This window comes from Bifidobacterium sp. UBA4282 (assembly GCF_002394995.1).
GTDB classification, from domain to species: Bacteria; Actinomycetota; Actinomycetes; order Actinomycetales; family Bifidobacteriaceae; genus Bifidobacterium; species Bifidobacterium pullorum_B.
Genome location: NZ_DGVO01000029.1, coordinates 65451 through 81632, shown reverse-complemented (window position 1 = coordinate 81632; position 16182 = coordinate 65451). Strand labels below are relative to the sequence as shown.

At 58.9% G+C, this 16182-nt stretch carries 10 protein-coding genes and 2 pseudogenes; 3 read left to right on the top strand and 9 right to left on the bottom strand.

What is annotated here, in order from left to right; translation table 11 throughout:
* Nucleotides 1-2: 2 nt before the first annotated feature.
* The 5 genes from B4C31_RS04380 to B4C31_RS04360 form a co-directional block, all read right to left on the bottom strand.
* The gene (locus tag B4C31_RS04380) at nucleotides 3-1271 is read right to left on the bottom strand and encodes a restriction endonuclease subunit S (RefSeq protein WP_291531487.1); all 1269 of its coding nucleotides are present in this window, start codon (nucleotides 1269-1271) and stop codon (nucleotides 3-5) included.
* Between the two features lie 87 nt (nucleotides 1272-1358).
* Nucleotides 1359-2366 carry a DUF3644 domain-containing protein gene (locus B4C31_RS04375; protein WP_291531486.1) on the bottom strand — a complete coding sequence of 336 codons (1008 nt, stop codon included), beginning with the start codon at nucleotides 2364-2366 and terminating at the stop codon, nucleotides 1359-1361.
* Nucleotides 2359-3081: an N-6 DNA methylase gene (locus tag B4C31_RS04370; RefSeq protein WP_291531485.1), complete on the bottom strand. Its 723-nt coding sequence runs from the start codon at nucleotides 3079-3081 to the stop codon at nucleotides 2359-2361. The genes B4C31_RS04375 and B4C31_RS04370 overlap by 8 nt, the downstream gene beginning before the upstream one ends.
* Entirely contained in the window at nucleotides 3024-4013 is a 990-nt protein-coding gene (locus B4C31_RS04365; RefSeq protein ID WP_291531484.1) for an N-6 DNA methylase, read from the bottom strand. The genes B4C31_RS04370 and B4C31_RS04365 overlap by 58 nt, the downstream gene beginning before the upstream one ends.
* Nucleotides 4014-4027: 14 nt before the next feature.
* Nucleotides 4028-7150 (bottom strand): type I restriction endonuclease subunit R, encoded by a 3123-nt coding sequence (locus B4C31_RS04360; RefSeq protein WP_291531483.1) that lies wholly within the window; start codon nucleotides 7148-7150, stop codon nucleotides 4028-4030.
* A gap of 289 nt (nucleotides 7151-7439) precedes the next feature.
* Here B4C31_RS04360 and B4C31_RS04355 point away from each other — a divergent pair, with 289 nt between their 5' ends.
* Both B4C31_RS04355 and B4C31_RS04350 read left to right on the top strand, forming a co-directional pair.
* Nucleotides 7440-9026: an aminopeptidase P family protein gene (locus B4C31_RS04355; protein ID WP_291531482.1), complete on the top strand. Its 1587-nt coding sequence runs from the start codon at nucleotides 7440-7442 to the stop codon at nucleotides 9024-9026.
* Between the two features lie 85 nt (nucleotides 9027-9111).
* Nucleotides 9112-9633 carry an NUDIX hydrolase gene (locus B4C31_RS04350; RefSeq protein ID WP_291531481.1) on the top strand — a complete coding sequence of 174 codons (522 nt, stop codon included), beginning with the start codon at nucleotides 9112-9114 and terminating at the stop codon, nucleotides 9631-9633.
* Between the two features lie 66 nt (nucleotides 9634-9699).
* Here the strand turns inward: B4C31_RS04350 and B4C31_RS04345 are convergent.
* A pseudogene (locus tag B4C31_RS04345) lies at nucleotides 9700-9938 on the bottom strand (substrate-binding domain-containing protein); the annotation flags it as partial.
* Nucleotides 9905-11998, bottom strand: coding sequence for a beta-N-acetylhexosaminidase (locus tag B4C31_RS04340; RefSeq protein ID WP_291531480.1), 2094 nt, complete (start codon nucleotides 11996-11998; stop codon nucleotides 9905-9907). The pseudogene B4C31_RS04345 and the gene B4C31_RS04340, both read right to left, overlap by 34 nt.
* Before the next feature lie 145 nt (nucleotides 11999-12143).
* Here B4C31_RS04340 and B4C31_RS04335 point away from each other — a divergent pair.
* Nucleotides 12144-13201: pseudogene (locus tag B4C31_RS04335) on the top strand (glycoside hydrolase family 125 protein).
* Between the two features lie 132 nt (nucleotides 13202-13333).
* On the opposite strand, the gene B4C31_RS04330 reads toward B4C31_RS04335, so the two are convergent.
* Together B4C31_RS04330 and B4C31_RS04325 are read right to left on the bottom strand one after the other, a co-directional pair.
* Complete coding sequence (locus tag B4C31_RS04330) at nucleotides 13334-15061, bottom strand: dipeptide ABC transporter ATP-binding protein (RefSeq protein WP_291531479.1); 1728 nt, start codon at nucleotides 15059-15061, stop codon at nucleotides 13334-13336.
* Nucleotides 15054-16181 (bottom strand): ABC transporter permease, encoded by a 1128-nt coding sequence (locus B4C31_RS04325; RefSeq protein WP_349679125.1) that lies wholly within the window; start codon nucleotides 16179-16181, stop codon nucleotides 15054-15056. The genes B4C31_RS04330 and B4C31_RS04325 overlap by 8 nt, the downstream gene beginning before the upstream one ends.
* Nucleotide 16182 lies beyond the last annotated feature (1 nt).

The following is a 16182-nucleotide window of genomic DNA, read 5'->3' as shown; positions in this document are numbered from 1 at the left end:
CTTTACACAAATAGTTGTTGGAGATAATATGACTTTATCTTCTGCAAATCTTCAGCTTTCTTCTTGACAAGAGCAGTTAGCTCATCATTTAGAACGAGGAATTCGCTTATCCGCTCCTGTTCGGCCAATGAAGGTATTGTTACTCGAATTTCCGAAAGGAGCGGATACTTCAGATTCCACGTATCGGAAGTTAACCCTTGCGAATAACGTTGGAACAAATGAAGCATCCTTACCAGCTTGAACATCTGAGCGAAGAAGGAGGACGAAACTTCTGAACTCGGGATAAGTACGGTATATGCCGGACTCAGGATTCCGGAATAGGGAGATACACCACTTGCCCCTTGCCACATCCGCATTGTGTTATATGCGATGTCACCTGTCTTCACTTGCTTGTAATTCGATTTATCCTCGCTGGAATTATCTTTACGTTCAAGCGAAGAAGCTGGTACGACTCCATTGGTAATGGTGACGGATATAAGTTCACCTTGGTTACTTCGTTCAGACCTTTCCTTGAATAGTTCTCCCAACTTACGCTGCTGCCATGGCTCTGTGAATCCTTTGAACCGCAGGCGCTGGTTGAAGATGGCCTGCAAATAGTAGCGTTTCTTGAGTTTGAGAAGGTCGGCCTTTTTCTTGGCGGCAGCGATAAGATCATCCAGCACACGGAAGAACTCTGCAATACGAGACTGTTCCGTAATACCAGGTTTCAAAACATGTAGGTTTGCAATATCTGAAATATGAAGATGAACAATTGATTTCCCTTGGGCTCTGGAAGCCAATGTTTTGTGCAAAGATCCATGCGATAAGAGCAAAGCAATGAAGGTTGCATCAGTTTGATTTCCATGCAAACGGACTACATTGATATCCCCTCCGAGGAGTACTCCGTCGAGCTTTACCACTGAAGCAGTTGCAATATCTTCTGGCGTTTCCCCGGAAGCTGGAACAATGATATCGTTCCGTCGGCTTTCTACCCCATGTGAGTTCATGGGCACATGTGTGGAGATACAATCTATCACAAGCTGATAGTTGGTGTACATCTGTCCGTACAGAATAATTCCTCTGCCATGTTCGCAGAGGTCACTCTTGGAGAATCCCGCTCCTTTACTGAACTCGGCAAGCTCTCCCAACTTACGCTGCTGCCAAGGGTCAGTAAAGCCTTTGAAACGGAGTTTCGGCTGCAGTATCTCCCCTTGCGGAAGCTTTCGCTGTGCTTCAGCGTTCAGCATGCCATCGTCGTTCATATCGTTGTTCTTTGTAGATTGGTTGCTCATCGATGCTCCGTGGTATTCTCTGTAGTAGATAACTCGTGAAGGATTACAGCTGGGTCCCAGAATGGGGTAGGCGTTTGCCGAGCATTCCTATGCTCCTGGGGTTATCTGCCTCTTAAGGCTCCCGATGATTTCATCGGGAGCCTTTACGATTTCTCCGACGATGAAATCAATCATATGCTGCGAATAGGTCCATCGCGGTGCCTCGTCGCCGATTACATACTTGTATGCATAACGTTCGTCGCTTTTCAAATCATAGAACCTGATGAACAGCTGAAGCGTATAGCTGTTGAATTCGGTATGTTCCCTTCCTCCCGATACATAGTGCATGACAGTTCCGGAAGCCGCCAATCTAGTATTCACTGCGTCGATGACGTTATGGTACGTATAACGATGTGTATCGGCAGGATTTTTGATGTCTTTCACTATTGCAACGGGGTTCGCGGATTCTTTTTCCACGCGCACAGTGAAATCGGCATCTTTCTTGCTTCGGACAATGTATAGGTTCTGCCGTACCGGTATGGTGAATCTATCGGATGCTGTCTGTTCCTGATCAACATTGATGGCATTGGCTTGCCTGATGAATCGCTCAGCAATCTCAGCGGGATACTTCAGTCGAATCTGCTCATTGGTTAACGGCTCAGCCGTAGCCGACAACATAAGGAAATTCTGCTGTATGTAATCGGAAATCTCCCGTTTATGAAAACGATTTAATTCTCCAGCGAAATTCAATACGCACGCTTGGAACAGCGGCGCATATGCCGCTTCATAATCTTCAGTAATGAAATGTGTACTGGTATTGCGCAGTTCGATGATTCGTTCCAGATTGAGGCGCAAAGGCTGTCGTTTGTCCGTATAAATACGGCGAATCACCTCATTTACCGACAACGTGCGTTCGGGGTTATCGCGATAATAAATCGACTCACCACGTTGCATCAATTCCGCTTTCAACATCAGTTCCCATGCGTTGATAATGAAGAACGAGAATCCTTCAACGCGGTATCTGATCGTAGGCTTGTTATATATTTCCAAACCCACGAGAAACGCCTCGATACTTTTATCGACAAGCTTGCTGATGATCTCTTGTTCACTAAGCACAAGCATCCCCTTCCGTTGGTACCAAATCGGCCACCATGGCGTCAAATTGTGCTTGCAGCCGCGCAATTTCCGCATCGACTTCAGCGAGCTGACGATTCACTTCATCAATATCGATGGGTTCCTCTTCCTCGAAGGTGTCGACGTACCGCGGAATGTTGAGGTTGTATTCGTTCTCCTTAATCTCGTCTGGCGAGGCGACATGCGCGTACTTGTCGACATCCTTGCGATTGATATAGGTTTCGAAGATCAGATCGATATCCTCATCGCGTAGATGATTCTGATTCTTGCCCTTTTCGAAGTGCTGCGAAGCATCGATGAACAGGATGTCCCGGGTTTTCCTGTCTTTCCGGAAAACCAGCACGACGGTCGGGATCGACGTGGAATAGAACAGATTGGCAGGTAATCCAATCACAGCATCGAGATAATTCTTCTCAATCAATGCTTTACGAATGACCCCCTCAGCCGCGCCGCGGAACAGAACTCCATGCGGCAGGACAATCGCCATACGACCGGAATCCTTGAGGTGGTAGACACAGTGCTCCACGAACGCGAAATCAGCTTTCGACTTCGGTGCAAGCTTGCCGAAGTCTTTAAAACGCGGGTCTTTCAGCTTGGTCTCGGTGTTGTCCCAATGCTGAGAATACGGAGGATTAGCGACTACAGCATCAAACGCCCTAGGATGGTCAATACATTCTCGTCGACACCATCCGGCCAATCCTGTTCCAATGTATCCGCATTACGCAGCTTCATGTACTTGTAGTCAACGCCGTGCATCATGAGATTCATTCGTGCCAGGTTGTAGGTTGTACGGTTCAGTTCCTGGCCATGGAATCGGACCCGCCCCTCACGCTCAGAACCCGGCAGTTCCTTCTGTACGGTCAACAACAACGAACCCGAGCCGCAGGTCGGGTCATACACGCTGAAATCCTTGTTCGTATCAAGAATGACATCCGCACCTTCGGACGTTGGATCCGCGTAGGTCACCAATTTGGCCAGTACACGGGACACTTCGTGCGGCGTATAGAATTCACCCGCCTTCTTACCGGAATTGCTGGCGAACTGCGCAATAAGATACTCGTAGACATCGCCGAGAATATCATGTCCGGATTCATCCTTGAAGTCGATGGAGTCCACCTTCTCCGCCAAGTTGGACAGACTCTTGGCACGAGCCGCCGTGGAGTTGCCCAGCGAGGAATCAGCGAGATTGATGTCGGAGAACACCTCTCGGAAATCTTTCTCTGCAGTGGCGTTCAACTCGGCGTTCTGCCGGAACGAATCGAACATCGCCTGAAAATAGTCGGGGCGAAGAGACTGGTCACGAATCCTGGCTATCAAAGACGCCCATGTGTATTCCGGATCAATGACGTATCCAAGGCTTTGAGAGATGTCCTCGCGCCAAGCCTCAATACCGTCCGATTGCGTCTGACGAGCATATGCGTCATTAAGCGTCTCACCCTCATAGGTCTCGATGACATTCTGGTTCCTCAAATCCTCCAGATACATCTCCTGTCGTTCGGACAAATAACGATAGAAAATGAATCCGAGGATGTAATCGCGAAACTCGTCAGCGGACATCTTGCCGCGCAGATCGTTCGCCATCGCCCACAACTGAGATGTGAGCTGCCTTGCCGTATTCTGTTCTGCCATGGGATAATTCTTTCTCAGTAATGGGATACTACATAATCGGCAAACTCATACAAAGCCTGCCGAAGGGAATTACGGTACTTAATCGGGCTTAGTCTGCGAATCTCCTCATCCTGCGCATCCTGCTGATAGAGACGTTCCGCAACGGCATCCGCTAACAATTGCGACAATTCTCCGCCATCCGCAAGATCCTCCTTATGCAGGATATGCCGATCCAGCATTCTGTCGATCAGCAACCTGGCCGTTGCCACATCAACCAACCCCCATTTTTCGCGGAACCGCAATGACGCCTGCCGACGGTCCCGTGCCGTATGGCCTCGGACAATCTCCGCAACCGATTCCGGAACAACCGGATACGTGACACCTTCAAGCTGACCGACTTCCATTGCCTCATCAGCCGTAGCCACCATCCGATCAGCCAAACGACGATCCTCAAGTTGATCAGTCGCACGTTTGAAGTTGTCATACGTTGCCCGAACAGTTGTTGCATTCTCCTTAGCCTCATTCAGCAGTTTTGCCAGCAGCTCGTTGATGTAATCGTAATTAATACGAATCTCGGCAATATGCTCCACGCCGAAATCCAGCATCGATACATCAATCAAACTCTTCCGTTCTTCGGCAAGCTTCTTCAGTTCGCTACGCGCCGGACCATTCAACCATTTTTCCTGGTCATCGGACAGCTTGAGTTCTTTCAATAACTGTTCCGGCTGATCGTAATCGAATTCGGTATATTGTTTAAGCTGTGAGACCCCGCTATTGAACCGACTGATCAGATTGGCCATCTCCTGCTGTTCGTTTTCACTCGCCGGCAGTACGGTAAACCCATCCGATAATTCGCGCAGATTCTCGACAATCTGTTTGGTGTTCTCCTTCACTTCGCTGAATGGTTTGGCAAGGATACCACTATCCTGCAGGTCCTTGAACGGATCCTGCACCATCGCCGAATCCCGATTCGCGTAAATGCTCAATGCCTCATCCATCAATCTCTTCGAGGTTTCCGGCCAACGGTAGTTGACAATATGACCCCATGGCTTAGCATGCATGTCCTGAATGCGATTCGTACGTGAATATGCCTGAATCAAATTGGCTCCGGCCAGCGTGCGATCCACGTACAACGTATTCACGTTGGGCGCATCATATCCGGTAAGCAACTGATCGATCACAATGACGATATCCAGTTTCTCGCCTTCGGCCTCGCCACGCAGACGGTCCATGACATCGTTGAAATACTCCCCTACGGTCCGATCGTCAAACGATGTGCCAAATGCCGTGTTGTACGCCATCATGGCAGCCCGCAATCCACGGTTCTTATCCAATTGATACTCGGAATTATCCGTACCATAGGAAAACGTCAAGGCGACATTGAGAGGACGCTTCCCCTCTTCAACCAATTGTTCGTTTCGCTTCTGAAACTCCTCGAAATACTGTATCGCCATTGGTGCAGACGATTTCCCGCCACCGACATGTGTGGTCAGAATCGCACTATACCGCCCCTCTTTCGACCGGTTGCGCCAATGAACGACAATGTCATCCACAACCTGCTCAACATGTTTCTGGTTATTGTCATATACTCCGGAATCGATATATTTGTCCACCTCCTCAGGACTCATGCGCGCCACCTTGCGGCTGATATCCTTATCGGACCAGTGTGGATACCGTTGCTTCAACAAATCAGGCAGCAATTGACCAGTGATTTCCGTATTGGGAATCGTATTCTCAAAATCTACGTTGAATCCCAATACGTTCCTGTCAGCTATCGCCTCACGAATGGTATATGCATGAATCAGATCGCCGAATGCGGCATGCGTCATATCACCCTCAAACGCCGGAGTACCCGTGTACCCAACCCATGCCGACCGCGGGAAAGCCTTTTTGATACGCTTGAGCATCTCTCCGTTCGTGGAACGATGCGCCTCATCCACGACGAACACGAAATTCATATCCGGTGCTTTGAATGAGTCACGCTTGCACAAGCGATCCAACTTCTGAATGGATGTCACCACAATCGAGTTGTTCCGGCTACGACTACGCAGTTTAGCTCGCAATACACCGGTGTTCGCGGTCTCCGAAACCACACCGGCATTGTCCTCATCGGCATCGGGATCATAGGCGGAATATTTCTCGAACGTCTGTCTCGTCAAAGCCACACGATCGACCACGAACACCACTTTGTCCACATTGGGCAAGCGGGAGGCCAACCATGCTGTCTTAAAACTGCTGATCGTCTTTCCCGATCCGGTGGTATGCCAGATATACCCGGCTTCCTGCGCATCCGTACCAAATACGTGAGTACGCAACCGTTCGATTACACGACGAGTGGCATATACCTGATACGGGCGCATGACGATAAGATTCTTATGCTTCGGGTCTCCATCCAAAATCATGTAGCTCGTTGACATCTGATGAGCCATCGGAATCGACAACATCAGATCCGCAAATTCACGCCAATCCCAAACCGGTTTGCTGTCCTCCTCCCGTTGCCAGTGAAATGCAAACGCCGGATTGAACGAATCAGCATCCGTATTTGCCATGTACAACGCCTGATACGGAGTCATACCGACCAGGATCTGCACTGTCGAATAAATGTCATGAAACAATCCCTCATCAATATACTGGCGGATCTGATTCAGTCCCTCCATAGCGTCGTGCTTGTCATACTTCTCCTCGATATGGATGATTGGCAGACCGTTGATCAGCAATGTCGTATCGAATCGGCGATTTTTACGTCCCGCCATAACATGCGGTCTCTCGATTTGATTGACGATCTGATACACCGTGTTTCCAGCGCCAACCTGAGCCTGATCGAACACGGTCAGAAATATATGGTTCCCGCCAGTACCATCCTCTGTCTCGTCCCGATCAACCTCGATCTGAGTCACACCGTTCAGACCATACAGCCAACAGCCCGCTTCATAAGGAGAGCGTAGGCCACAGATCACAGCTTTGACCTGGGCAAACTCGGTGTCCGTCAGAGGTCGCCCACCAAGTTTATCCGCGTTGTTCCGTTCGAGAATTGCCCGGAAATTAGCCCATAACGCTGGAATCGTCTTAATGGAAGGCTCATACTTCCATTGCGTTGACCCACCAATCCTCTCCAGATGATGGATCAGTTCATTCTCAAAATCCATCTCACCAGCCATATATGCCAACCATCCCTTCACCACAGCGTAAGGCTGTAATCATTGTACGCATACAAGAAGGCCGCAGAACCGTTGGCATATAAATTCTCAATCGCATGTCGGAGATAACTCAAACAGTGCGTCAAACACTCTTGATAATTCCGACGTCGGCCGCAAAAATTGAACAAGACGGAAGCATGATGCTGAACTGAGTCGAGGATGCCACGGCATGCATACGCAAAGACCTCCGAACGGACTACGATGGGACGCGGTATATCCGCATACGCATCATCAACGAGGAGTCTCACCTATGAGCGAAGTCGTGACCGACAAGGACAAGGAATACGAGGCCCGCGAGGCGGCGGCCGCGCCGGGCGCGGAGCAGCCGAACGCCGACCGTGTGAACAACCGCACGCTGCGGCCGACCGGCGAGACGTTCAAGCATTTCATGACCACGGGCTGGGATGATCAGGAGCCCGAAATCGAGCCGCTGGAGTCCAGCAAGTACATCCAGGCCCGCATCGACGCGCTGGGCGCGCAGTTCCCGGGCGAGCGCATCGTGATTCCGGCCGGCACACCAAAGGTGCGCTCCAACGACTGCGATTACGCCTTCCGCCCGGACACCACCTTCGCCTATTACACCGGCCTGGGCCAGGATTACGAGGCGGGCGCCGTGCTGGTACTCAACCCGGTGGACCCGGATTCCGAGGAGGCCAAGGCCGGCAGGACGCATACGGCCGAGCTGTTCGTGGCGCCGCGCGCCGATAACAGCACCGAGGAGTACTACACCTCCGCCCAGTACGGCGAGTACTGGGTCGGCCCGCGCGCCGGTCTGAAGGAGCTGGCCGCGATGACCGGTCTGGAGACCCATGACATCGCCCAGCTGGCCGATGCGATCGGCAAGGACGTCGGCGCCGAGGCCGGCGCGGTGCGCGTGCGCGTGATCCGCGAGACCGACGCCGCGATCACCGAGCTGGTCGAGGGCGTGCGCGAGGCGAACGGCTTCGCCGACCCGGATTCCAACACCGCCGCCGACGACAAGCTGCACGAGGTGGCCGCCGAGGCGCGCATGATCAAGGACGCCTACGAGGTCGGCGAGATGCGCAAGGCCGTGGCCGCCACGAAGAAGGGCTTCGACCGGATCCTCAAGACCCTGCCGCATGTGATCGACAAGGAGCGTTCCGAGCGCATGCTTGAGGGCGCGTTCAACTCGGTTTCGCGTGAGGAGGGCAATGAGGTCGGCTATGACACGATCATCGCCTCCGGCCCGCACGCCCCGATCCTGCATTGGATGCGCAACACCGGTGTGGTGCGCAACGGCGACCTGCTGCTCATCGACGCGGGCGTGGAGACCGACAGCCTGTACACGGCCGACATCACCCGCACGTTCCCGGTCAACGGCCGGTTCACCGAGCTGCAGCGCGACATCTACGAGACCGTGCTGCGCGCGCAGGCCGCCGGCTTCGAGGCCGCGCAGGTGGGCGCCACCTATTCGGACATCCATCACGCCTGCATGCGCGTGCTGGCCGAGCGTCTGCACGACTGGGGCATCCTGCCAGTGAGCGTGGAGGAGTCGCTCTCCCCCGAGGGCCAGCAGCACCGCCGCTGGCACGCCTGCGGCTGCGCGCATCACCTGGGTCTGGACGTGCACGACTGCGCGCAGGCCCGCTACGAGTCGTATCAGGGCGCCGAGATCCGCCCGGGCATGATCTTCACGATCGAGCCGGGACTGTATTTCAAGGAGAACGATCTGCTGGTGCCGCCGGAGTTCCGCGGCATCGGCGTGCGCATCGAGGATGACGTGCTGATGACCGAGCACGGCCCCGAGTGGATCTCCGTGGACATTCCGAAGACCGTGGAGGATGTGGAGGCCTGGATGGCCGCCATGGCCGAGTAGGCTGGAATCATCCCTATCGATGGATCGTGTGCGGGTCTGCGCCGGCGGAGGTTGGCACAGACCCGCATGATTAAGGAGATGAACGATGGCGACTCCGGAATTCGTGCTAAAGCTGCGTGAGAAAATCGGCCACGACCTGCTGTGGATGATGGGCATCACCGCCTACGTGCGTGACGCCGAGGGGCGGGTGCTGCTCGGACAGCGCTCCGACACGGGCAAGTGGGCGCTGGTGTGCGGCATCGTGGAGCCCGGCGAGGAGCCCGCCGACACGGCCGTGCGCGAGATCAGGGAGGAGACCGGCATTGACGCGCTCGTCACCGACATGGTGGCGGTCAAGTCCTCGGATCGGGTGCTCACCTACGACAACGGCGACCGGACGATGTACATGGACCACCTGTTCCTGTGCGAGGTCGATCCGCAGGGCAACGCCGACCCGTTCGTCGGCGACGACGAGAGCCTGAAGGTCGGCTGGTTCGACCCGGACGACCTGCCCGAGCCGATTGCGGCGAGCACGGTGGAGCGCATCGGCTACGTGCGCACCTATCTGAACAACAAGGCCGGAGGCGACGCCCACGCACTGTTCGCCTGCGGCGGCGAGCTGCATTAGGCAGAACGGCCTCGGCCCGTTCCGCCGTTCACATCCGGGCCGGACGGATGCCGTGATCGGCTATGGTCACACGGTTTCCGGAGTGGGTAGGATCATCCGGGTACTCTCCCGGACGATCAGTTTGGGGGTGAGGATCTTACGATTGCCGGCCACGGCCCCCCCAGCACCTTGAGCAGGAGGTTGGCGACCTTCGTGCCGTACAGGCTGGCGTCGCGGTGCACCGCCGTGATGGAGGGGAACATGCTCTCGCAGATGGCGCTGTCCTCGAAGCTCACGATGGCCGGCAGGTCATAGGGGAACCGCCGACCCCTCCGCCGTCCAACGTGGTGTCTCTCATGGAGGAGACACATTCGCCCCGGCGCACCTCGTCGGCCAACGCCCATACCACATCGGTCACGCGCCGCAGTTCGGACTCGCGGCTGGACTCCCGCCACGACTCCGCCATCGCCTCCGCCCACTCCTCCAGACGGCAGGCGGGCTCCTCCACCGAAGGCACCCGGACCCCACGGACCTCGGCGCAGTCGATGCCATGCATGCGTAGCAGATGCCAACCGGCCCAATTCATGGCGGCAACGCCCTCGATGGCCAGCATCGCAGCACCGCCGAAGCGCACACGGTCGCCCCTCATGCCGCCCAGCAGACGGGCCAGCCGCTCCCGGACCGACATCAGTTCCGCGTCGCGCACCCCGGCATCACCGATGCGCGCCGCGAACGCCGCCAGCAGGCGCCCGCGCGCCTGACGCACGTCCGCCGCATCGGCCACGCGCTCCGCTGCCCCGGGCCCGACGCACACGTCGCAGAACGCGGCCACATCACCGTTCAGCATCGGCCGATGGTCGGCATGGTCATACGCATGCATATCCAATTCCAGGTACCGCACGGCATCGTCCCAGCCGAAGGTCGTGCATGCCGAGGCCTGCCGCAACGCGTCCACGAATCCGCCCTCCACGCCGTATTCCAGCCGGTCGATCGCGCGATCGGCGGCCGCCTGGCCGCAGTCCCCTCCCCCGTTCCAGCCGCACTGCGCCCCGTAGCACAGGCCCGGCAGGCTCATCACCGGGTCGTTGACATGCCCGTAGTCGCCCCAGTCGGTCACGAGGATGCCTTCGGCGCGGTGCGCCGCACCGTACGCGGCCATGCGGGAGATGTTGGCCCACGCCGTGTCGATGCGCGGCAGCAGCGCGTTCCAGCAGTGCACCGCGGGGCACACATACTGCGCGGCGCCGGTCGAGGCCACCAGGGAGGTGCGCGACTCGTCCACGTCGGGTTCGTACTGCCAGTTCAGCAGGACGGCCTTGTCGCGCAACCGCTCCAACGCCTGTGGATGCCCGACCGCGATGTCGGCCCACATCATCGGCTGCAGGCCGCGCTCCTCCAGATACGAGCACAGCTCGGTCAGGTAGCCGGCGTACAGCGTGCCGACGCCCACGGTCCCGGCCTGCGCCGCCGAGCGGCCTTTGCCCAGATCGAAGGTCTCGTCGGCGCAGATGTTGAACCTCCGCGACCGGAACAGCGGCGCATACTGGTCGATCAGGCGTTTCGCCAACGCCAGCGACTCGTCCATCAGCGGATTGAGCGTATGATGCTCCATCCGTTCGACGAGGCTGAACGGACGCCCCGCCTGTTCCGGGAATTCGCCGAGCCCCGCGTAACGGTCCGTGCGCAGCGCCATGTACTGATGTCCGAAGGTGGAGATGGACGGCACCAGTTCGATGCCGGCCTTCGCGCAGTATTCGTCCAGTTCGAGGATGTCGTCGGCGTCGAGCGCGCCCGTGCCGCGCCAGGCCTGGCTCAGCCCGTCGAAACGGAACGTGTGCTCCACGTACAGCTGCAGCTGGTTGTACTTGTGCAGCTCCAGGGTATCGACCAGGGCCTTCAGCGACGCGAGCGTGGGTACCCGCCCGCGGGTCACGTCCAGGTAGTATCCGCGCACCGGCAGCACGGGGGCATCCTCGATGTGCACCACGGGGACGGCCGGCCCCGAGTGGCGCACCAGCTGGCGGAACGTCTGCACGCCGTACCGCAGACCCTCCGCATCCCCGCCCACGATGGCCACCGAGGCGGAGCCATCGGTCCGCCGGCCGACATCCAGATGGTAGGATTGGGCGGCCATCGCGGCATCGACGTCCAGCCGGATGGCACACTGCCCGACATCGCTCCGGCCCGCACGCCAACGCAGACCGGCGCATGCTTCGAGGTCCCACCGGATCAGCCGCATCAGGCGGCCCGATGCGTCGCAGGACGCCGCGGCCGCCCCCTCCCCGATGCACCCGATCGCCGCCAGCACCGCGATGGAGCCGTCCGCCCGCAACAGACGCGGCGTCGGAATCAGCGGGATATCGGCACGGTTCGTTACAGGGGTCATGGATGCTCCGATCAGCGGTTCGCCGTCATCGCCGACGGCTGTGTTCTGGACTGCTCCCGAGTTTACCGCCCATCGGCGTGTTAACTCCGTTAATCAACGATACTATTATTTATTAACGAAGTTTACATATATGCGAAGGAGCATCATGCCATACCAGACCGTGCCGGACTCCGTCCGTCGTTTCATGGACCGCATCACCGAGCTGTGCGGCACCGAACACGCCGACTGGGCCGAGAACTTCAACGCCGCGTTCGCCAACACGCTCACCACCACCGTGCACCGCCACGCCGACGGCACGACCTTCCTGCTGACCGGTGACATCCCCGCCATGTGGCTGCGCGACTCCACCGCCCAGGTGCGGCCGTACCTGCCGATCGCCGCCGAGGACGCCGACCTGGCCGATATGATCGAGGGCTTGGTGCGCCTGCAGTTCCGCTACATCGGCATCGACCCGTACGCCAACGCCTTCAACGAGGAGCCCAACGGCGCCACCTGGGATCCGGACGACCGCTCCGACTTCTCCAGCCCGTGGCCCCCACGGGGATGACCTGGTCGGGGTTCCGACCCAGCGACGACGCCTGCACCTACCACTATCTGGTGCCCGCCAACATGTTCGCCGCGGTCGTCATGGGCTATGCGGAACGCATCTTCACCGAGATCATCGACGACGCCGCCATGGCCGCCCGTGCGCGTGCGCTGCGCGAATCGATCGACGCGGGGCTGCGCTCCCACGGCACGATGACCAATGCCGCCGGCGAGACGATCTGGGCGTACGAGGTCGACGGGCTCGGCGATGCGCTGCTGATGGACGACAGCAACGTGCCCAGCCTGATGGCCGCGCCCTACCTGGGGTACTGCGCGGCGGACGACCCGCTCTACCTCAGCACCCGCCGCACGCTGCTCAGCGCCGAGAACCCGTTCTACTACGAGGGCGCGCACGCCAAGGGCATCGGCTCCCCGCACACCCCGCCGCGCTACGTCTGGCCAATCGCCCTGTCCATCCAGGGGCTCACCTCACCCGACAAGGCCGAGAAGGCCGCGATCCTCAACAACCTGGTGGCCATCGACGCGGGCACGCATCTGATGCACGAGGGCGTGTGCGTGGACGATCCGACGCAGTATACGCGCGAATGGTTCTCCTGGTCGAATATGATGTTCTGCGAGCTGGTGATGGACTATTTCGACATCCGGGTCAGGCGCTGAGGGCGTCAAGGCGGACGGGTCGGGCGGCCCGCACATCCGCCCCGATACGGGACGAGGGTGGCAACGGACGACGATTCGTCCGCGGCCACCCTCGTTCCGTTGGATGGGGTATCCGGCTGCGTTGCGATCCGATCAGCCCTGTGCCAGCAACGCGTGCAGCTGTTCGCGGTGCGCCCGCTGCTCGCGCGGATCCGGCACCGGCAGGGAGGCCAGCAGCTTGCGGGTGTACGGATCCTGCGGATGCTGCATGATGTCCTCGGTGTCGCCATGCTCCACGATCCGGCCCTTGTGCATCACCATCACCCGATCGGCCAGCATATCCACCACGGCCAGATCGTGGGTGATGAACAGGCAGGCGAAGCCGATCTCGGCCTGCAGGCGCTTGAACAGCTCCAGCACCTTGGCCTGCACGGACACGTCCAGGGCGGAGGTGGGCTCGTCGGCGATCAGCAGCGAGGGCTTCAACGCCAAGGCCCGCGCCAGCGAGGCGCGCTGACGCTGGCCGCCGGACAGCTCATGCGGGAAACGGTTCATATACACGCGCGGCAGCTGCACCATCTCCAGCAGATCGCCCACGTACTCACGGGCCTCCGCCACGTCACGGTATTTGCCGTGCACGATCAGCGGCTCGGCCACGTTCTGTGCGATGGTCATCAGCGGGTTGAACGAGCTGCCCGGATCCTGGAACACGAAGCCGATGTCGGCGCGCTTGGGCTTGAAGTCGCGTTCTTTGACGCCGTTCATCTCCACGCCCAGCACCTTGAGCGAGCCGCCGGAGACCTTCTGTAGGCCGGCAATCGCGCGACCGGTGGTGGACTTGCCGGAGCCGGACTCGCCGACCAGGCCAAGCACCTCGGAACGACGGATCGTGAAGTCGATGCCGTCCACGGCCACGAAATCGGGCTGCATGAGGTGACCCGGATACGTGATCGTCAGCCCCTTGGCCTCGACGGCGATCGGCTGGTCGCGCCAGTCGTCCTCGCGCTCGATGACGCGGCCGTCCAGATCGCGCACGACCAGCTGCTGGCCGATGCGCGGCACCGAGGCGAGCAGCCGCTTGGTGTAGTCGTGGTTCGGATGGTAGAAGACCTGTTCCACGTCGCCCTGCTCCACCACATGCCCGCGGTACATCACCACCACCTGGTCAGCCAGATCGGCGATGACACCCATGTTGTGGGTGATGATCAGCACGCTGGCACCGAACTCATCCTTGGCCAAGCGCAGCAGATCCAGAATCTCGGCCTGCACGGTCACGTCCAGTGCGGTGGTCGGCTCGTCGGCCAGGATCAGGCCGGGGTTGAGCACCAGCGCCATCGCGATGACGATGCGCTGCTTCTGGCCGCCCGAGAACTGGTGCGGGTAGTAGTCCACGCGGGTTTCCGCGTCGGGGATGCCGACCTTCTTCAGGATGTCGACGGCCTTGGCGCGCAGCTGTTTCTTGTCCTTCATACCGTGCGCGCGCAGGCCCTCCTCGATCTGCCAGCCGATGGTGTACACCGGGTTGAGCACCGAGTTCGGCTCCTGGAAGACCATGGCCGCCTCGCTGCCACGCATGCGCTGCAGGTCCTCGCCGCTCAGGGAGAGCACGTCGAGTTCGCCGGTGCCGTCTCGCTTGGAGAGCATCACGGCGCCGGAGGTGGTGGCGGTTTCGGGCAGCAGCTTGATGATCGAGCGTGCGGTCACCGACTTGCCGGAGCCGGATTCGCCGACCACGCCGACCACGGTGCCGCGCGGGATCGTGAAGCTCACGCCGTCCACGGCCTTGATGGATCCGGCGTCGGTGATGAAGGAGACGCTCAGATCCTTGATCTCGGCGAGATTCGTGGACGGGGATGCGCTGGATGCGTTCGGCTCACTCATGGTCCGGTTCCTTTCCGTCGGCGTCCGCCGCGCCCGGCGCGGTGGACATCAGGCTCATCGCGTATTCGTTATCGGCGCTCGGCTCGACGTTCGGCTCCACCGACGTGTCCTCGATCGAGCCGATGACCTCGCCGGCGGACTTGCGGGCGCGCAGACGCGGGTCGGCCAGATCGTTGAGCGATTCGCCCACCAGGGTGATGCCCAGCACGATCAGCACGATCGCCAGGCCGGGGAATACGGCGGTCCACCAGATGCCGGCGGTCACGTCCGCCACCGAACGGTTCAGGTCGTAGCCCCATTCGGCGGCCGCGGTGGGCTCGATGCCGAACCCGAGGAAGCCCAAGCCGGCCAAGGTCAGGATGGCCTCCGACGAGTTGAGCGTCAGGATCACCGGCAGCGTACGCGTGGAGTTGCGCAGCAGGTGCACGGTCATGATGCGCCAGGTGGAGGCGCCGACCACCTTGGCCGATTCCACGTAGGCCGAGTTCTTGATGCGCATGACCTCGGCGCGGATGGTGCGGAAGTACTGCGGGATGTAGACCACGGTGATCGATACGCCGGAGGCGAGGATGCCGCCCCACAGGCTGGACTGGCCGCCGGAGATCATGATGGCCATGAGGATGGCCAGCAGCAGCGAGGGGAACGAGTAAATCGCGTCGGCGATCACCACCAGCACGCGGTCGACCCAGCCGCCGAAGTAGCCGGAGACCAGGCCGAGGAACACGCCGATGAAGATCGAGAGCACCACCGCCACGATGATGGCGATGACCGCGGTGCGCGCGCCCCACACGGTGCGGCTGAACACGTCGAAGCCGCCGACGGTGGTGCCCCAGATGTGCTCGGTGCTGGGCGGCGCCTGCGTGGGGAAGGCCACGCCGTCGTCGCCACGGATCTGCGAATACCCGTAGGGGGCGATCACCGGCGCGAAGATCGCGACGAGGATGAAGAAGGCGGTGATGACCAGACCGGTGATCAGCATGGCCTTCTGCCAGCCGACCGCGATCTTAAGGTCGCGCACGATCGGCAGGCGGGAGAAGACGGACGGCTTCTTGCTGACCTCAAGGTTGGCCAACCGGTTGTCGCCGGGGACGGTGACCTTGGTTGCGGTGCTTTCACCCATG